General features: G+C 69.0%; 13 protein-coding genes. 6 read left to right on the top strand and 7 right to left on the bottom strand.

Annotated elements, in window-relative coordinates:
- Positions 1-13: 13 nt before the first annotated feature.
- The 4 genes from glyS to G3A44_RS08255 all read right to left on the bottom strand — a co-directional run bounded on the left by glyS (position 14) and on the right by G3A44_RS08255 (position 5,663).
- Positions 14-2,155 carry a glycine--tRNA ligase subunit beta gene (gene glyS, locus G3A44_RS08270; RefSeq protein ID WP_163457034.1) on the bottom strand — a complete coding sequence of 714 codons (2,142 nt, stop codon included), beginning with the start codon at positions 2,153-2,155 and terminating at the stop codon, positions 14-16.
- Positions 2,156-2,157: 2 nt separating this feature from the next.
- Positions 2,158-3,108, bottom strand: a complete 951-nt coding sequence (gene glyQ / locus G3A44_RS08265) for a glycine--tRNA ligase subunit alpha (protein ID WP_163457033.1) — start codon at positions 3,106-3,108, stop codon at positions 2,158-2,160.
- A 114-nt stretch (positions 3,109-3,222) separates the two neighbouring features.
- Positions 3,223-4,746, bottom strand: coding sequence for an apolipoprotein N-acyltransferase (gene lnt, locus G3A44_RS08260; protein ID WP_163457032.1), 1,524 nt, complete (start codon positions 4,744-4,746; stop codon positions 3,223-3,225).
- A complete protein-coding gene (locus tag G3A44_RS08255) occupies positions 4,743-5,663 on the bottom strand; it encodes a CorC family transporter (protein ID WP_375138640.1) in 921 nt (306 codons plus the stop codon). The genes lnt and G3A44_RS08255 overlap by 4 nt, the downstream gene beginning before the upstream one ends.
- Positions 5,664-5,811: 148 nt before the next feature.
- Here G3A44_RS08255 and G3A44_RS08250 point away from each other — a divergent pair, with 148 nt between their 5' ends.
- The 5 genes from G3A44_RS08250 to hslU all read left to right on the top strand — a co-directional run bounded on the left by G3A44_RS08250 (position 5,812) and on the right by hslU (position 11,654).
- On the top strand, positions 5,812-6,870 hold the full coding sequence (locus G3A44_RS08250) for a CobW family GTP-binding protein (protein WP_163457073.1): 1,059 nt from the start codon (positions 5,812-5,814) through the stop codon (positions 6,868-6,870).
- A 147-nt stretch (positions 6,871-7,017) separates the two neighbouring features.
- Complete coding sequence (gene dksA, locus G3A44_RS08245; protein WP_310734344.1) at positions 7,018-7,704, top strand: RNA polymerase-binding protein DksA; 687 nt, start codon at positions 7,018-7,020, stop codon at positions 7,702-7,704.
- 41 nt (positions 7,705-7,745) lie between these two features.
- The gene (locus G3A44_RS08240; protein WP_163457031.1) at positions 7,746-9,620 is read left to right on the top strand and encodes an STAS domain-containing protein; all 1,875 of its coding nucleotides are present in this window, start codon (positions 7,746-7,748) and stop codon (positions 9,618-9,620) included.
- Positions 9,621-9,726: 106 nt separating this feature from the next.
- Positions 9,727-10,275, top strand: coding sequence for an ATP-dependent protease subunit HslV (gene hslV / locus G3A44_RS08235; RefSeq protein WP_163457030.1), 549 nt, complete (start codon positions 9,727-9,729; stop codon positions 10,273-10,275).
- Positions 10,276-10,286: 11 nt separating this feature from the next.
- Positions 10,287-11,654 (top strand): ATP-dependent protease ATPase subunit HslU, encoded by a 1,368-nt coding sequence (hslU, locus tag G3A44_RS08230; RefSeq protein WP_163457029.1) that lies wholly within the window; start codon positions 10,287-10,289, stop codon positions 11,652-11,654.
- Between the two features lie 281 nt (positions 11,655-11,935).
- Here the strand turns inward: hslU and G3A44_RS08225 are convergent, their stop codons facing one another.
- Positions 11,936-12,706, bottom strand: coding sequence for a type III pantothenate kinase (locus G3A44_RS08225; RefSeq protein WP_163457028.1), 771 nt, complete (start codon positions 12,704-12,706; stop codon positions 11,936-11,938).
- Positions 12,707-12,865: 159 nt separating this feature from the next.
- Here G3A44_RS08225 and icmF point away from each other — a divergent pair, with 159 nt between their 5' ends.
- On the top strand, positions 12,866-16,156 hold the full coding sequence (gene icmF / locus G3A44_RS08220; protein ID WP_163457071.1) for a fused isobutyryl-CoA mutase/GTPase IcmF: 3,291 nt from the start codon (positions 12,866-12,868) through the stop codon (positions 16,154-16,156).
- Positions 16,157-16,189: 33 nt separating this feature from the next.
- Here the strand turns inward: icmF and G3A44_RS08215 are convergent, their stop codons facing one another.
- Complete coding sequence (locus tag G3A44_RS08215; protein ID WP_163457027.1) at positions 16,190-17,722, bottom strand: hypothetical protein; 1,533 nt, start codon at positions 17,720-17,722, stop codon at positions 16,190-16,192.
- Between the two features lie 196 nt (positions 17,723-17,918).
- Positions 17,919-19,265 carry an NYN domain-containing protein gene (locus G3A44_RS08210; protein WP_163457026.1) on the bottom strand — a complete coding sequence of 449 codons (1,347 nt, stop codon included), beginning with the start codon at positions 19,263-19,265 and terminating at the stop codon, positions 17,919-17,921.
- Positions 19,266-19,279: the final 14 nt, after the last annotated feature.

Below are 19,279 nucleotides of genomic sequence, written 5' to 3'. Positions count from 1 at the left end.
GGCGGGGCGCTGCTCAGGCCGCCAGGCGGGCCAGGTCGGCCACCCGGTTCATGGCGCCGTGCAGGCGGTTGAGCAGGGCCAGGCGGTTGGCGCGCAGCGCCGGGTCCTCGGCATTGACCATCACACCGTCGAAGAAGGCGTCCACCGGGGCCTTGAGCACGGCCAGCGCCTGCAGCGAGCCCGCGTAGTCGTGCAGCTCGAACAGGCGGTCGGCTTGCGGCTGCACCTCGGCCAGCGCCGCGGCCAGGGCCTGCTCGGCGGCCTCAGCCAGCAGGGCCGGCTGCACCTCGGTGGGCAGCGTGCCCTCCACCTTTTTCAGGATGTTGCCCACGCGCTTGTTGGCGGCGGCCAGCGAAGCCGCCTCAGGCAGCGCCGCGAAGGCACGCACGGCCTCCAGGCGCTTAGGCACGTCACCCAGGCGGGCCGGCGCCAGCGCCAGCACAGCGTCCACCTCCTGCGCGGTGTAGCCCTGCTCGCGCAGCGCCACGGCCAGACGGTCCTGGAAGAAGCCCAGCAGGGCGACGCTGGGGTCGGCGATCAGCTCGCCAAAGGCCGGCACAGCCGACTTGAGCAGCTCCGGCAGATCCAGCGGCAGGTTCTTCTCGACCAGGATGCGGATCACGCCCAGGGCATGACGGCGCAGGGCAAACGGATCCTTGTCACCAGTGGGCAGTTGGCCGATGCCAAACAGGCCCACCAGGGTCTCCAGCTTGTCGGCCAGGGCCAGCACGGTGCCGGTGTGGTTGCGCGGCAGGGCATCACCGGCAAAGCGCGGCTTGTAGTGGTCTTCGATGGCGATGGCCACCCCGTCGCGCAGGCCTTCATGGCGGGCGTAGTACGCGCCCATGATGCCCTGCAGCTCCGGGAACTCGCCGACCATGTCGGTCAGCAGGTCGGTCTTGGCCAGCAGCGCGGCCTGGGCCACCTTGCTGTCGAGCACCTCGAACTCGTCCTTGGCCTCGACCGTGTAGGGCACGGTGGCCATGCGCAGCTGGTTGACGATGGCGTGGGCGATGGACTTGACGCGCTCGGCGCGCTCGCCCTGGGTGCCCAGCTTGCCGTGATACACCACCTTGGCCAGGCCTGGCACGCGGCTCTCGAGCGTTTTCTTGCGGTCTTGGTCAAAGAAAAACTTGGCGTCGGCCAAGCGCGGTCGCACCACACGCTCATTGCCCTGGATCACTGCACTGGCGTCGACCGGGGCGATGTTGCTGACAATCAGGAACTTGTGGGTGAGCTTGCCGTGGCTGTCCAGCAGCGGGAAGTACTTCTGGTTGGCCTTCATCGTGAGGATGAGGCACTCCTGCGGCACGCCCAGGAATTCGGGCTCGAACTGACAGGTGAGCACGTTGGGGCGCTCGACCAGCGCGGTCACCTCGTCCAGCAGGGCCTCGTCGTCGATGGGCTTCAAGCCTTCCTTGGCAGCGGCCTCGGTGAGCTGGCGCACGATCTCGGCGCGGCGCTCGGCAAAGCTGGCGATGACGGCGCCTTGCTCACGCAGCTGGCCGGCGTAGGACTCGGCGCTCTCGACCGTGACCACCGCCTGCGCGGCCTCGAACCGGTGGCCGCGGGTGCTGCGGCCGGCGCTCAGGCCCAGGGTCTGGATGGGCACCACATCGGCGCCGTGCAGGGCGATCAGGCCATGGGCTGGGCGCACAAACTTGACGTCGCTCCAGCCATCGGCCAGCTGGTAGGTCATGACCTTGGGAATCGGCAGCTTGGCCAGGGTCTCGTCCAGGGCCTTCTGCAGGCCCTCGGCCAAGCTGGCGCCGGCCACGGTGGAATCCCAGAACAGGGCCTCGGCCTTGCCATCGGGGGCGCGTTGCAGGCCTGGCACCACGGAGGCGTCGGCCCCCACGGCGGCCAGCTTCTTGAGCAAGGCCGGGGTGGGCTGGCCGTCGGCGGTCAGGGCCACGGCCACCGGCATGAGCTTCAGGCGCTGGGCACGGTCGGCGGCGCGGTCGGCCACGGCGCTGACCTGTACCCCCAGGCGGCGCGGGGAGGCAAAGGCGGTGACGGCCGCGTCGGCGGCAGCCAGGCCTTGGGCCTTGAGGCTGTCGGCCAGCACGCCGGCGAAGGAATCGCCCAGCTTCTTCAAGGCCTTGGGCGGCAGTTCCTCGACGAAGAGTTCAACGAGCAGGGTCTTCGTGGTCATGATCAGGCGGCCTTTTTCTCGTTCTTGGCGTCGTTCTTCAGGGCCTCGGCAGCCAGCTTGGCGGCCACCTCCTCGCCCCAGGCCTTGGGGGCCATGGGGAAGCCCAGGCGGGCGCGGCTGTCCAGGTAGCTCTGCGCCACCGCACGGGCCAGGGTGCGGATGCGGCCGATGTAGGCGGCGCGCTCGGTCACCGAGATGGCCCCACGGGCGTCCAGCAGGTTGAAGGTGTGGCCGGCCTTGAGCAGCTGCTCGTAGGCCGGCAATGCCAGACGCTGCTCCATCAGGTACTTGCTCTGCTTCTCATGCGCGGTGAACGCGGTGAGCAGGAAGTCCACATCGGAGTGCTCGAAGTTGTAGGTGGACTGCTCCACCTCGTTCTGCAGGAACACGTCGCCGTATTTCAGGCCTTCGGTGAACACCAGGTCGTAGACGTTCTCCACGCCCTGCAGGTACATGGCCAGGCGCTCTAGGCCGTAGGTGATCTCGCCGGTGACGGGCTTGCAGTCGATGCCGCCCACCTGCTGGAAATAGGTGAACTGGGTCACTTCCATGCCGTTGAGCCAGACCTCCCAGCCCAAGCCCCAGCAGCCCAGCGTGGGGTTCTCCCAGTCGTCCTCGACGAAGCGCACATCGTTCTTCTTGAGGTCAAAGCCCAGGGCCTCCAGCGAGCCCAGGTAGAGCTCGAGGATGTTGGCCGGCGCGGGCTTGAGCACCACCTGGTACTGGTAGTAGTGCTGCAGACGGTTGGGGTTCTGGCCATAGCGGCCGTCCTTGGGGCGGCGGCTGGGCTGCACATAGGCGGCCTTCCACGGCTCGGGGCCGATGGCGCGCAGGAATGTGGCGGTGTGGCTGGTGCCCGCGCCGACCTCCATGTCGTAAGGCTGCAGCAGGGCGCAACCCTGGCGGCCCCAGTAGTCCTGGAGGCGAAGAATCAGATCCTGGAAGGTGATCATGGGACGGGGCGTGTCAATGAACCGGACGAATCCATCATTCTAAGAGGGGGGTTCCCGCTCGGAATGACGCGCAAAGGGTGCCTGCAGGCGTCAGCGCCGCGGGCACGGCGGCCTTCAAGGCTGACCACGGCCCGGGCGCAACAGGACCGCCGCCCCGACCAGCACCACGCCCCACAAGGGCCAGAGGCCCAGGCGGCCCAACCAGTGGGCATAAGGCGTGGTGCCGGTGCGGCCGGTGACGGTGGCCTCCAGCACACCGGGTGTCCAGGCCGGCAGGGCCTGTACCCAGCGCCCCTGGTGGTCCACCACCCCGGTGGCGCCGGTGTTGGTGGCGCGCACCAAAGGCCGCTGGAACTCCAGCGCCCGCAGGCGAGAGAACTGCAGATGCTGCTCCTGGATCATGGAGCGGCCAAACCAGGCCAGGTTGCTGACGTTGGCCAGCAGCGTGGGTGCGTCCTCACGCAGGAAGACGCCGGCGAAGTCCTCGCCGAAAAGGTCTTCGTAGCAGATCAGCGGACGCACCCGCTGCCCGCCCACCGCCAGCGGCGCCTCTTGCCGGCCGCTGGCTTGATCGGCCATGGGTATGCCCATGGCTTCGACAAACCATCGGAAGCCTGGCGGCACGAACTCGCCAAAGGGCAGCAGGTGACGCTTGCCGTACACATAGCCGGCCGGTGACGCACCCGCGCCTGCGCCCAGCAGGGAGTTGACGAAGCCCTGCTCCGTGTCCCCCGTGAACAGCCCGACAAGCACCGCCCGGCCGGGGGCCTGGAACGGGGCGGTCATGGCTTCCCAAGCGCCCTCGGGCAACTGGTCCAAGCTCAGCGGCACCACCGACTCGGGCGTCACCACCAGCTGACCCTGCGCCTGCACCAGCATGGACGACAACGCCGCCAGGTTGCCCACGATGCGGTCCGGGTCGAACTTCACGTCCTGCGGCACGCTGGGCTGCAGCAGGCTGACCCGCAGGGTGCCGGCGGGCTCGGTGAAGTCCTGGGGCAGGATCTGGCCCAGGCCGACCACCAGCGCGGCCGGCGCGCCGGCCACCAGCCACCGCCGCCCCGCGCGTGGCGCCCGGCCCGCGGGCCACCAGGCCAGCACCGCCGCGGCCACACACCAGGCCGCCAGCGCCCCCAGCCCGTAGACCCCCACCCAAGGCGCCCAGGGCTGCAGGGGCCCGCTGCTGTGGACATAGCCCGAAGCCATCCAGGGAAAGCCGGTGAAGGCCTGCGCACGCGCCAGCTCGGCCGCCAGCCAGACCAGGGCAAAGCCCCCGGCGGCGGCGGCGGGCCGGGCCGGGCGCCAACGGGCCCACAGCGCCAAGGCCACGGCCAGGTGCAGGGACAGGAAGAGCGCCAGCAGCAGCACCGCCAAGGCGGCCAGGACCGCCGGCACGCCGCCATAGTCGTGCATGCTGATGTAGAGCCACCACAGCCCGCTGGTGAACCAGGCGCTGGCATAGGCCACGCCCAGCGCGGCGGCCCCGCGGGCCCCCTGCCCCTGCAGCAGTGCCACCAACGCCGCGATGGACAGCACCTGCAGCGGCCACAGCTCCCAGGGCGCAAAGGCCAGGGTGTGCAGACCACCGGCCAGCGCGGCGGCCAGCAGCCGGCCCGCGCGCAGGAGCGCGGGGCTCATCCGCCCTGCGCCTCGGGCGTGGGACCGGGCGGTGGCAGACGCCGCACCTTGAACCAGCGCACCGCCCCGCCCCGGGTGAGCATCACGGTGAAGCTCAGCGGGCCGTGGTCCAGGGACTCGCCGCGCCGCGGCACATGCCCCAGGCGGTCGGCCAGCAGGCCGCCGATGGTGTCGAACTGGTCCTGGGCGAACTGCACCCCGAAGGCGGCGTTGACGGTGGCGATGTCGGCATCGCCGGCCACACGGTAGCTGCCGTCGGCCAAGGTGTAGACCCCGGCGCTCAGATCGGCCTCGTCAAATTCATCCTCGATCTCGCCGACGATCTCCTCGAGCACGTCCTCGATGGTGATCAGGCCGGCGGTATTGCCGAACTCGTCGATGACGATGGCCAAATGGTTGCGATTGCTGCGGAAATCGCGCAGCAACTCGTTGAGGTTCTTGCTCTCGGGCACGAACACCGCCGGGCGCAGCAGGGTGCGCAGGTTCAGCTCGGGCGCGCGCTGCAGCTTGAGCAGGTCCTTGGCCATCAGGATGCCGATGATGTTCTCGCGCCCCCCCTCGGTGACGGGGAAACGCGAGTGGCCGGTCTCGATGACCGTGGCCAGCAGGTCCTCATAGTCGGCCTCGATCTCCAGCACGTCCATGCGCGGTGCGGCCACCATCACGTCGCCGGCGGCCATGTCGGCCATGCGCAGGACGCCTTCAAGCATGGCACGGGACTCGGGCTCGATCAGCGAACGCTGCTCCGCCTCGGCCAGGGTCTCAATCAGCTCGTCTTTGGAGTCGGGCCCGGGCGAGATGAACTCCACCAGGCGCTCGAACAGCGTGCGACGGTCGCCGGGGTGCGCGGTGACGCCGCCGCGCGCCGCCAAGGAAGGCCCGCCACGCGGCGGGCGGCCAGACTGGGGTTCGGACACGACTGCTGTGCCGGAAGTGGAGGTGCGCGCAGAATACCCGATCCGCTTGACAGGGCCAGGGACGCTGCCACAGAGTCCGGGCCCCTGTGCCACGCCGCCGCGGCCCTCCGGCCGCAGCATGGCGCCCCTCCCCTTGCAGAACATCACCATGGCCCTCATCCCCGCCACCATCCTCACCGGCTTCCTCGGCTCGGGCAAGACCACCCTGCTCAAGCGCGTGCTCACCGAGGCCCACGGCCAGAAGATCGCCGTGATCGAGAACGAGTTCGGCGAGGAGAACATCGACAACGACATCTTGGTGAGCGACACCCATGAGCAGGTCATCCAGATGAGCAACGGCTGCGTCTGCTGCACCATCCGTGAAGACCTGCGCGCCACCCTGGCCGACCTGGCCGCCCGCAAGCGCCGCGGCGAACTGGACTTCGAACGCGTGGTGATCGAGACCACCGGCCTGGCCGACCCGGGCCCCGTCGCGCAGACCTTCTTCATGGACGACGAGGTGGCCGAGGCTTACCTGCTGGACTCCATCCTGACCCTGGTGGACGCCAAGCACGCCCAGGAGCAACTGGACAACCGCGTGGAGGCGCAGCGCCAGGTGGGCTTTGCCGACCAGATCTTCATCAGCAAGAGCGACCTGGTAGAGGCGCCGGCCCTGGCCGCGCTGCAACACCGCCTCAAGCACATGAACCCGCGCGCGCCGCAGCGCACCGTTCACTTCGGCGAGGTGGCCATCGCCGAGGTCTTTGACCTCAAGGGCTTCAACCTCAACGCCAAGCTCGACATCGACCCGGACTTCCTGACCGAGGACGGCCACGCCCACCACGGCCATGACCATGACCACGACTGCGGTCATGACCACGCCCCGGGCGAAGCCTGCCACCACGGCCACGCGCACCACCACCACCACGACGACGACGTGAAGTCCTTCGTCTTCCGGGCCGACAAGCCGCTGTCCCCCGCCAAGCTCGAGGACTTCCTGGGCGCCATCGTGCAGGTCTATGGCCCCAAGATGCTGCGCTACAAGGGCGTGCTGCACCTCAAGGGCACCGAGCGCAAGGTGATCTTCCAGGGCGTGCACCAGCTCATGGGCAGCGACCTGGGACCGAAATGGGCCCCCGGCGAACCGCGGGTGAGCAAGATGGTGTTCATCGGGATCGACCTGCCCCGTGACATCCTGATAAAAGGTCTGGAAGGCTGCCTGGCCTGACGTTTTTTTGACCCGGGAAGGCCTCGGGGGCGTGGCTACAATCCGCGCGCCCTGAAGTGCTGACCATCCGGTCAGATGGCGCCCAGGGGCATGGCGGTCAGGATCTTGCTTGGGTCAGCAGGCCCTCAGCGTTCGAGGAGAGACACCGTGAACAAGCCCCCGGCAGCCCCAGGCACCCCAGACAAGGCTGGTACGAGCACCACTTTGCTGGCCAGTCCGCCGCCCACCCGGGCGGGCAACCTGGTCACCCCGCCCGCCCCGCCCCGGGCCACCGAAGCGGCCCCCCGGTCCACAGCGAGCTTCAAGGACCGCTTCTCCCCGAAGTCGACCTCGACGAACACGAACCCCGAACCCATGATTGCCCCCAAGCCCGCCGCCAAGCCAGACCCCAAACTGGCCAATGCCTGGAAGACCAAGGCCGGCCATGAACTGACCGAGGCCGAGCTGCTGGCCATGCCGGACGCCGAGTACATGAACGACAAGCAGCTGGCGTTCTTCCGGGCCCGGCTGCAAGGCCAGAAGGACTCCCTGCTGTCCAATGCCGGCGAGACCACCGAGCACCTGCGCGAGGACACCTCGATCGTGCCCGACCCGGCCGACCGCGCCACCATCGAGGAAGAACACGCACTGGAGCTGCGCACCCGCGACCGCGAACGCAAATTGCTCAAGAAGATCTCCCAGGCGCTGGCCAAGATCGACGGCGGCGACTACGGTTTCTGCGACGAGACGGGCGAGCCCATCGGCCTGGGCCGCCTGCTGGCCCGCCCGACCGCCACGCTGTCGCTGGAAGCGCAGCAGCGGCGCGAGATGAAGCAGAAAATGTTTGGGGATTGAGTTAAAACAGCTGTTTTCCTCCAAACCCGACCAGGAACCTGATGTCCAGCGACAACGGCAGTGGCGGCATGCTCCGGCGCATGGTGAGTCTGGTGGCCGGCAATGCGCCGCCCCGGGAGACCGGCTTGCCGCAGGACGCCGGCGCCAGCCAGTTCGCCTCCGTCGAGAAGGCCGAACTCAAGGCCATGATCGAACGCAAGCGGCGCAACGACTTCGTGCGCAAGCGTGAGTTCGACATGTTGCGGCGCATCCGGCGTGAAGGCTTGACCGGGGACCAGGTCCCCCTGCTGGACACCAACTCCCGTCTGGACGACCCGGAGATCAAGCCCACGCAGCTGCCTGACAGCATGCTGCGCAGCGTCAAGGCCAAGATCGACGCCATCGAGAAGCAGATGGTGGGCGGGGCCCCCACGGCCCCCATGCCGCACACCTCCCGCCCGGAGGTGATGCGGCCCCCGATGCCTGGTGGCGGCATGCCACGGGCCCAGGCGGCTGCCGCGGCGTCGCCGCGCCCGCCTCTGCCGGCGGCCGACGCCAGCCTGGCCCCCACCCGCCCCATGGCGCTGCCATCCACCTTGCCGGCGGAGTTCATCGTCGGCGGCGAAATGGTGGGCAGCACCCGGCCGATGGAATTCGGCGACACCCACCCCGTGGTGTCGGCGCCGCCCGCCCCCAGCCCCAAGCCCGCGGCCGTCCACGCCAGCGCCCGGCCCGCCCCGGGCATGGCGCCGCCCACGCTGCAGCCCGAGCGCGCCCTGACGCCCACCTCCGCCGCCGCGGCGGCCAAATCCGGCCAGCTGCTGTTCAGTCAGACCGGGGTGTCGGAGATCGAGGTCAGCGAGATCGCCCACGACCACGAGCTCGACGAACCCGTCATCGCCTTCGCCAATGCCGACTTCGCGCATTGCGAGCGGCTCATGGTGCAGCTGATCTCGCGCAACGGCACCCGCCACACCCACGTCGACACCTGGCTGGTGCTGTTCGACTTTTACCGCGCCACCGGCCAGCAGGCGCGGTTCGACACCCTCAGCGGCGACTACACCCAGCAGTTCCAGCGGTCCACGCCGCAGTGGTTCTCCCTGCCCAAGCTGGTCATGGAGGCCTCTGCCCAGCAAGGCCAGCAGCGGGCCGACGGCAACGGCGAGGTGGGCTGGGTCTGCCCGTCTCGGCTGGATCAGGAGGGCCTGGCGCAGCTCAACTCCAAGCTGATGCAGCTGCCTCAACCCTGGGTGCTTGATTGGCGGCTGCTGATGCTCATCGAGGCCGACACCGCCAGCCGGCTGCAGGAGCTCTTTGCCCAGTGGGCCCGGCAGACGGTGGAAATGCGCTGGCTCAACAGTGACCGCCTGCTGTCGGTGATGCAGGAGTCCACCCCGGTGGGCGTGCGCGATGTGGACCCGGCCTACTGGCTGTCCCGGCTGGAGGCCCTGCGCCTGGCCAACCGGGCCGACCAGTTTGACGAGGTGGCCATCGACTACTGCGTGACCTACGAGGTCTCGCCCCCCAGCTGGGAGCCGGCCAAGTGCACGGTGCGGCTGGGCGACTCCAAGGTGGACACCCATTCGGCGCCGTTGTCGGTCATCGGCGACCCGGTCACCTCGCTGCTGGAGAGTGCCCTCACCGGCGACCTCCACGCCATCACCACCCTGGAGCTCTCGGGACAGCTCTCGGGTGACATCAGCGCGGTGCTGGCCGTGCTCGACAGCCGGCTGGGCGAATCCACCGTGCTGCACATCTCCTGTGCCCTGCTGATCCGGGTGGACTTCATCGCCGCTGGCGATCTGCTCAACTGGGTCATTGCAAAACGGGCCGAAGGCCGCCATATCAGCTTCACCGAGGTGCACCGCCTGGTGGCGCTGATGTTCGGGGCCATGGGCATCGCCGAGCACGCCACCGTTCGCCTGCGCCTGAGCTGAGCGGCTGCACACCAAGCGCCTGCGGGCCCGTCCAAGCGGGCATGCAGCCGGTGCGCCCGGACGGTGCGCGCCTTTCCGTCCCCCTTTCCCTTCTCCGCAGAACCGCATGGATTCGTATCACGGCACCACCATCGTCAGCGTGCGCCGCCAGACCCCCACCGGCTGGCAGGTGGCCCTGGGCGGTGATGGCCAGGTCACCCTGGGCCATATCGTCGTCAAGGCCAGCGCCCGCAAGGTGCGCAAGCTACACCACGAAAAGGTGTTGGCCGGCTTTGCCGGCGCCACCGCCGACGCCTTCACCCTGTTCGAGCGCTTTGAGGCCAAGCTGGAGAAGCACTCCGGCCACCTGGTGCGCGCCGCCATCGAGCTGACCCGCGACTGGCGCACTGACAAGGTGCTGCGCAACCTGGAAGCCATGCTGGCCGTGGCCGACCGCGAGCATTCGCTCATCATCACCGGCAACGGCGACGTCCTGGAGCCCGAGCTCGGCCTGGTGGCCATCGGCTCGGGCGGGGCCTATGCCCAGGCGGCCGCCCGCGCGCTGCTGGCCCACTCCGAGCTCAGCGCCCAGGAGGTGGTCAAACGCTCGCTGGAGATCGCCGGCGACATCTGCATCTACACCAACCAGAACCACACCATCGAGACGCTGGACTGAGCGCTACCACCATGTCGATGACACCCCAGGAAATCGTCTCCGAACTCGACCGCCACATCGTGGGCCAGAACGCCGCCAAGCGTGCCGTGGCCATTGCCCTGCGTAACCGCTGGCGCCGCCAACAGGTCGATGAGAAGCTGCGCGCCGAGATCACACCCAAGAACATCTTGATGATTGGCCCCACCGGCGTGGGCAAGACCGAGATCGCCCGCCGCCTGGCCAAGCTGGCCGACGCGCCCTTCATCAAGGTGGAGGCCACCAAGTTCACCGAGGTGGGCTATGTGGGCAAGGATGTGGACACCATCGTGCGCGACCTGATCGAGTCGGCCGTCAAGCAAGAACGCGAGGCCGCCCTCAAGCGCGCCCGTGCCCGGGCCGAGGACGCCGCCGAGGACCGCGTGCTCGACATCCTGGTGCCGCCCCCGCGCAGCGCCGCCACCGACAGCGGCAACCTGTTCGGCTTTGGCAGCGCCGCCGCGCCGGCCCCGACCCCCGCGCCCGACAACACCGCCCGCCAGGTCATGCGCAAGCGCCTGCGCGAGGGGGCACTGGACGACAAGGAGATCGAGCTGGAACTGGCCGAGCCCAAGGCCAACGTGGACATCATGACCCCGCCGGGCATGGAGGAGATGGCCGAGCAGCTCAAGGGCCTGTTCAGCCAGATGGGCCAGGGCCGCAAGACCCAGCGCAAGCTCAAGATCCGCGAGGCCCTGCGGCAGCTGGCCGATGAAGAGGCCGGCAAGCTCCTCAACGAAGAGGAGATCCGCAGCGCCGCGGTGGCCAACGCCGAGCAGAACGGCATCGTCTTCATCGACGAGATCGACAAGGTGGCTGCCCGCGGCCAAGCCCAGGGGGCGGACGTCTCGCGCCAAGGGGTGCAGCGCGACCTGCTGCCGCTGGTGGAGGGCACGACCGTGCAGACCAAGTACGGCATGGTGAAGACCGACCACATCCTGTTCATCGCCTCCGGTGCCTTCCACCTGGCCAAGCCTTCGGACCTTATTCCCGAGCTGCAGGGCCGCTTTCCCATCCGGGTGGAGCTGCAGGCCCTGCGCGTGGAGGACTTCGAAGCCATCCTGGGCAGCACGCATGCCAACCTGATCCGCCAATACCAGGCGCTGCTGGCCACCGAGGGCGTGACCCTGGAGATCACCGAGGACGGCATCCGCCGGCTGGCGGAGGTGGCCTTCGAGGTCAACGAGCGCACCGAGAACATCGGCGCCCGGCGGCTGGCCACGGTGATGGAGCGCCTGCTCGACGAGGTCAGCTTCGACGCCCCGAACCGTGCAGGACAGACCGTGCGCCTGGATGCCGCTGCCGTGTCGGCCAAGCTGGGCGAGCTCTCGCGCAACGAAGACCTCTCACGCTACATCCTCTGACGGCTGGGGGCGGCGCCCTGCCTTGAGCCGCATCAAGACAGTGGCCGCAGACCGCACCTAGCCTGCCCGGATGGCCTTTGCTCGTCTTGACACCCAGACTTTCATGCGCCGGGCGGCCGGTTGGGGGCTGTCCCCCGTGCCCCGCGACAACCTGCGTGCGGCGCGGGCGGAACGACACTGGCGCTGGCCCACCATGCTGGTGCTGCTGTGCACGGTGCCCGCGTTCTACGCCGAGCTGCTGAGCACCGCCCGGCTGAGCCCCGGCGCCTGCAGGCGCCGGCCTACAGCGCCAGCCGATGGGCCTGGATCTGCAGCAGGCCGTCGAAGATCAGGGTCTCAACCAGCTCATGGGGCATGTCAAGGTAGGGCGACACCTTCCAGCCCGCGCCGCCGGTGATCAGCACCAGCGGCTGCTCGCCACCGCTGCGCTCAGCCAGATGGCGGCGCATGCGCTCGATGGCCCCGGTGATGGCGTAGGTGCCACCGCTGGTCAGCGCATCCGAGGTGTTGGCCGGAAAGGGCACCACCTCGCCGGTGGGCACCCGCAGGCCGGCGGTGCCGCTCTCCAGGGCGCGCAGCATGATGCCGTGGCCCGGCAGGATCAGGCCGCCCAGAAAGCGGCCCTCCCGGTCCAGCGCGTCCACCGTCACCGCCGTGCCGATCATCACCACCAGCACCGGCCTGGCCGGGCCACGGGCCCGCACATGGCCGCGGGCGCCAATGAGCGCCACCCAGCGGTCCGAGCCCAGGCGGCCCGGGTGGTCGTAGCCATTGACGACGCCGGCCTCGTGGGCACTGGACACCACCCAGCGCGCCGGGATGTCCCACAGCTCCAGCTGCTGCTCCACACGGCGGCGCACCGCCTCGCCGGCCACCACGCAGCCCAGCATGCTGCCCGGGTGGGCCAGGTGGCGCCACTCCTGCTCGGCCAGCTCGTCGATGGTCTCCAGAAAGACGGCGCCGTGCGCCAGCACCGCCGCCCCAGGCTGCGGTGAGGCGTACTGCGCCCACTTCAGGCGGGTGTTGCCGATGTCGATGGCCAGAAAACTCATGGGCGCAGCGTAACAGCCCGTTCCGGCACTTCGGTTGACCACGGGAAAACACCGACGCTCCGGAACCCGGAAGTGTCAGCCAGGGCCCACAGCGACATGGCAAGATCGATGATTGACGTTTACGTCAACGTCAATCATGACCCCTCTCCAGACGACGCCATGACCGACCTGTCCGCCGAACTCAACGCCCTGGCCAGCTACCGCCCGCGCCACAAGGTGCGCTTTGTCACCGCCGCCAGCCTGTTCGACGGGCATGACGCGTCCATCAACATCATGCGCCGCATCCTGCAGGGCATGGGGGCCGAGGTGATCCACCTGGGCCACAACCGCAGCGTGGAGGAGGTGGTGACGGCGGCCCTGCAGGAAGATGTGCAGGGCATCGCCGTCAGCTCCTACCAGGGCGGCCATGTCGAGTACTTCAAGTACATGGTGGCGCTGCTGCGCGAACGCGGCGGCGAGCACATCCAGGTCTTCGGTGGCGGCGGCGGGGTCATCGTGCCGGCCGAGATCCGCGACCTGGCGCAGCACCAGGTGCGCATCTTCAGCCCCGAGGACGGGCAGCGCATGGGCCTGCAGGGCATGATCGGCGAGATGCTGATGCGCTGCGACCGCGACCTGTCGGCGCTGGCCCCCACCACGCTCGATGAGGTCCGGGGGTGCACGCCCGCCGCCTGGCGCCGCCTGGCGCAGCTGATCACCGCGCTCGAGAACGGCCAGGCCGACCCTGCCTTGGTCGAGGCCCTGCGTGCTGGACAGGCCCCGCGCCGGGCCCCGGTCATCGGCATCACCGGCACCGGCGGCGCCGGCAAGAGCAGCCTGACCGACGAGCTGATCCGACGCCTGCGCCTGGACCAGGATGACGCGCTGCGTATCGCCGTCATCAGCATCGACCCCAGCCGGCGCAAGAGCGGTGGCGCCCTGCTGGGTGACCGCATCCGCATGAATGCGATCGGCCCCTGGAAGGCCGGGCAGCAAGTCTTCATGCGCTCCCTGGCCACACGCGACACGGGCAGCGAGATCTCCGCAGCCCTGCCTGAAGTGCTGGACGCCACGCAAGCCGCCGGCTTTGACCTGATCATCGTCGAGACCTCGGGCATCGGCCAGGGCGACGCGGCCATCGTGCCGCATGTGGACATCCCGCTGTACGTGATGACGCCGGAGTTCGGCGCCGCCAGCCAGCTCGAGAAGATCGACATGCTGGACTTTGCCGAGTTCGTGGCCATCAACAAGTTCGACCGCAAGGGCGCGGCCGATGCGCTGCGCGACGTGGCCAAGCAGGTGCAGCGCAACCGCGAGGCCTTCACGGTGATGCCCGACCAGATGCCGGTCTTCGGCACCATGGCCAGCCGCTTCAACGACGACGGCGTGACCGCGCTCTACCAGGCGCTCAAGCCCCGCCTGGCCGCCCTGGGCCTGACGTTGGCCGAAGGGCGCCTGCCGCCGGTGGACACCCGCCACAGCACCCACCAGACCCCCATCGTGCCGCCGGCGCGCACCCGTTACCTGGCTGAGATTGCCGACACCGTGCGCGGCTACAAGGCCCGCGCCCGCGCCCAGGCGCGCCTGGCGCGCGAGGTGCAGCAGCTGCGCGAGAGCGCCCGCATGCTGCACGAGGCCGACCCCGAGAAGAACGGCGCCCGCGCCACCGTGCTGGCCCTGGCCGGCGAGCGCGAGGCTCGCCTGGAGCCCGGTGCCCGCAAGCTGCTGGCGCAGTGGCCGGACCTGCAGAAGGCCTATGCGGGCGACGAGTACGTGGTGAAGATCCGCGACAAGGAAATCCGCACCCAATTGGTCCACACCACCCTCAGCGGCAACACCATCCGCAAGGTGGCCCTGCCCGCCTACGAGGACCATGGCGAGATCCTCAAGTGGCTGATGCTGGAGAACGTGCCCGGCAGCTACCCCTTCACCGCCGGCGTGTTTGCCTTCAAGCGCGAGGGCGAGGACCCCACCCGCATGTTCGCCGGCGAAGGCGACGCCTTCCGCACCAACCGCCGCTTCAAGCTGGTGAGCGAGGGCATGCCCGCCAAGCGACTGTCCACGGCCTTCGATTCGGTCACGCTCTACGGCGCCGACCCCGATCCGCGCCCGGACATTTACGGCAAGGTGGGCAACTCCGGCGTGTCCATCGCCACCCTGGACGACCTGAAGGTGCTCTACGACGGCTTTGACCTGTGCAGCCCGAGCACCAGCGTCAGCATGACGATCAACGGCCCGGCGCCCAGCATCCTGGCCATGTTCATGAACACGGCCATCGACCAGCAGCTGGCCAAGTTCCAGACCGACAACGGCCGCGAGCCCACGGCCGACGAGGCCGCCAAGATCCGCGCCTGGGTGCTGGCCCATGTGCGCGGCACGGTGCAGGCCGACATCCTGAAGGAAGACCAGGGCCAGAACACCTGCATCTTCTCGACCGAGTTCTCACTGAAGGTGATGGGCGACATCGCCGAGTACTTCGTGCACCACGACGTGCGCAACTTCTACTCGGTGAGCATCTCGGGCTATCACATCGCCGAGGCCGGGGCCAACCCCATCAGCCAGCTGGCCTTCACGCTCAGCAACGGCTTCACCTTTGTGGAGGCGTACCTCGCGCGCGGCATGCACATCGACGACTTCGCGCCCAACCTGAGCTTCTTCTTCAGCAACGGCATGGACCCGGAGTACACGGTGCTGGGCCGGGTGGCACGGCGCATCTGGGCCGTGGCCATGAAGGAGAAGTACGGCGCCAACGACCGCAGCCAGAAGCTCAAGTACCACATCCAGACCAGCGGCCGCAGCCTGCACGCGCAGGAGATCCAGTTCAACGACATCCGCACCACGCTGCAGGCCCTGATCGCGGTCTACGACAACTGCAACAGCCTGCACACCAACGCGTTTGACGAGGCGATCACCACGCCCACCGAGGAGTCGGTGCGCCGCGCCATGGCCATCCAGCTCATCATCAACCGCGAGTGGGGCCTGGCCAAGAACGAGAACCCGAACCAGGGCGCCTTCATCATCGACGAGCTGACCGAACTGGTGGAGGAGGCGGTGCTGGCCGAATTCGAGAAGATCGCCGACCGCGGCGGCGTGCTGGGTGCCATGGAAACCGGCTACCAGCGCAGCAAGATCCAGGAAGAGAGCATGCACTACGAGATGCTCAAGCACACCGGCGAGTACCCCATCATCGGTGTCAACACCTTCCGCAGCCCGCATGGCGATACCGTGCCGGAGAGCATCGAGCTGGCCCGCTCCACCGAGGACGAGAAGCAGGGTCAGCTGGCCCGCCTGAACGACTTCCACACCCGCCACGCCGCCGAGGCCCCGGTGCAGCTGGCGCGCCTGCAGCAGGCCGTCATCGACAACCGCAACGTGTTCGAGGTGCTGATGGACGCCGTGCGCTGCTGCAGCCTGGGCCAGATCACCCGCGCGTTGTTTGAGGTGGGGGGTCAGTACCGGCGCAGCATGTGAGCGCTGTCCGCGGCACCCTGCCCTTGCCCGCCGTCAGGGCACGTGGTGCGTGATGCGCTGCAAGCTACCGGCCACGCCGGAATGCCCCAACCACAGGTCTTGTTGGCCCGCGCCGCCATACAGGGGCATCACCAGGGGCTGGTCCGCCCAGTAGGTGCCGCCGCCCAGCCCACTGCTGGCCGGCTGGTCGATCTGACCCAACAGGGTCGAGCCGCTCACGCCCCACCGCCTCTCCCGCACGGTGCCAATGTTGCACGGCTGGCCCACCTGCCAGGGCACGCAGTACGTCAAGCCCGCCAGCCGGTCCGCTTGCCAGAGGGTTCGCACCGGGTCCTGCACCAGACCCACCGCCCCCACCCCGGACACGACCTTCACCGGTGACGCGCCCGACAGCGGCGCCCGGTGGACCGAGGTGTCGTCCCATGGCACGCTGAGTCCGGCATTGCCAGCCGCCAGGTAAAGGCTGTCTCCGTCCAGCCCCAGAACCTGGACCGGCGCGGCGACCGCCGGCAGCAGGCGCACCGCGCCCCCCCCACTTTGCGGCAAACCGTGCCACAGCACCTCACCCGCGGCATAGACCGCCACCGCCAGCCGAGAGGTACCTGCGCGCAGGTCGGTGATCGACCCTGTCAGGGTGGCCAGGAGCGTGGGCGTGCCCTGCGGGCTCACCCGGTAGACGCTGCGGCTCAGGGCATAAAACAACTGCCCCCCCCGGGCGGCGGCTGCCTTCACCGTCCCTGTAGCCAGAGCCCCAGACCAGACGCCGCCCTGGGCCGTGCGGGTCAGGCGACGCAGTTTGGTGCCATCTTGGTAGTAGGAAACGCTGCCGCTCACCACCTGCAGCGGGGTGGGCGGCACCGTAAGCCCCTGCGCCACATCGGCCAGCCAGTTCAGCTGCAGGTCATGTAAGGAGAGGGTCTGCGTCTGGCTCGACCACAACAGCAGATGCTGCAACAAGCCATTGGAGCCCCGCAGGGCCTCCACCAGGACCCTGTCGGCGGACAGGGTGCGGGCCGCGGTGGTGGACGCGTCGTTGCTGGCCACCAGGGCCACGCGGCGGGGTTCGGTGCAGTCTGCGGCCCCCGCCTTACGGCGCACCAGCAGCAGACTGCTGCGGCCGTGCAGGGACCGGTCTCCCAACAACTGCAGGGAGCACGCGTCGGCCAGGCTGCCCACCTGCCCTGCCCCTTGAGGGGCATCGGCCCGAAGATCACGGCGCCAAATCTTGCCGCCCTTCAAGTACAGCAGTTGGGCGTCACCCAAGCGCCGCTGCTGGGTGGCGGACATCGCCTCATGGGCGCTGGTCACCACGGCGGGCACCTGACCTTCCCACAAGGGCACCAGCGTGGTGGAGCGCACGGGCGCATCTGCCTGGCCGTCCATCACCGTCAGCGAAACCCGCTGCGCCACCAGATCTGCGGCGCTGACCTGCACACCCCAGGACTGCAGCCGGGGGGCGGTCTGGGCCTGAGCGGAGCCGCCTGCGGCCAGCAGCGCCAGCACTCCCAGAGACCCAAACAAGGCCAGAGCCGGAGACAACGGGACCAGTGCGCGACGCAGGGACATGGGGCGGGGCTCCAGAAAAGCGCGGCGCCCCAGCCGCGCGCCAAGACAGGCCCACGCCGCGCTTGGCGCCTAGCAAGCGCCGGCACGCGCGACGGCAGGCCGGGCATGGATCACCGCACAGGGGCTGGCCGCCCCCCGCTATCGGCCAACACCGGGCGGTGTTGAGCCCGCCTGCCCTTGAGCCGCTCGCCCGCCGTCAGCGGCCGGGGCCGGCCTCGTCCTGCACGCGGCCGCTGACCCAACGGTGCAGCGCCGGCGGACCGGTCTCGTCCATGATCACCTGTTCACGTCGGCACAGGTTGAGGAGATTGCCCACCAGGCGATAGGACATGGTGCGCAGGTCGTCGCAGCCCTGGCCAAACTCGTGGCCCGAAAGCAACAGGCCCCGCAGCACCCAGTTCACATCCTCGCGGCTGATGCTCAGGCCCGCCTCGCGGCAGATGTCGCGCACCCGCTTGCCGGTCTCGCCCAGCTGGAAGGGGTGCTGGCCCACGTCCAACTCGATGGCCATGAACAGGCCGCGGAAGTCGCGTGGCGACAGCAGGGGTACGCCGGTGGCCTCATGCACCTGGCGGATCAGGTTCATGGTGGCGCGGTCCAGGCCCCAGCCGTTGTCGGGCAGCTGCGGACTGAAGCTCAACGGTTTGAGCTCATGCCGGGACGGGTCCAGCAGGTAGCCGCCGGAATTGCTCCAGTCGAACACCAGGGGCAGCAGGCTCAAGGACTCGGCAAAGCGGCGGAAACTCAGGTAGCCGCACCAGTCGGGCGCCAGCCCCGGGAACTCCTGGCCCAGCCGCAGGGCCAGACGGGCGCAGGGCACCGGCAGCTCGGAGGCGGCCACTTCGTCGCGCAAGCGCTGGGTGATGAGCGCCAGGTCGAAGGCGGGGGGTGGCAGGTTGACGCTGAGCGTGCCCACGCCTTCGACCACCTCCACCGCCGGCGCGGCCGTGGGCAGGGCCGCGGGCAGTGCCCCCAGCGCCGCGGACAAGACCCGCCCTTCGGGCATCTCGTCCAGGGAGGGATCGTCAAAGCCCATGGCCTCGCGCACGAACACGTCGGGATCGATCAGCAAGTCGGCCGAGGCGCGGTACGCGGCGGAGGGGAAACCCACCGCCAGCACCGTGGTGCGGCGGTCGAAGCGCCGCAACTTGCGCAGCACGGGGGTGAAGTCGGCATCGGCCGAGAAGACGATGAACTCGTCGTAGTGCACCTCGTGCTGCAGCAACTCCACGATGTCCAGCACCATGTGGATGTCGGTGCTGGTCTTGCCCTGCGTGGTCATGGCCGGGCAGTCGATGATCTCGAAGCCGGCATGGTTGAAGCTGGAGCGGTAGCCCTGGTAGACCTGCGGGTTGAGGTAGACGCGACGCACCAGCATGCGCCGGCGGGCGTCGGGCGCCACATGGTCGGGATTGGGCAGGTGCCGGTGCATCCAGTCGATCCACCGCGAAGGCTGGCGCCCGAAACGCTCAGCAAAAGCAGGATCGAGCTTGCGCAGCCCGGTGTAGACGTTGTCGAAGTCGACAAACAGCGCTGTTTTCATGGGGACTCTCGGAG

The sequence above is a fragment of the Ideonella livida genome (assembly GCF_010499455.1).
Lineage (GTDB): Bacteria > Pseudomonadota > Gammaproteobacteria > Burkholderiales > Burkholderiaceae_C > Ideonella > Ideonella livida.
Note: the sequence above shows the minus strand (reverse complement) of the source record. Positions and strands in the feature narration are given on the sequence as shown.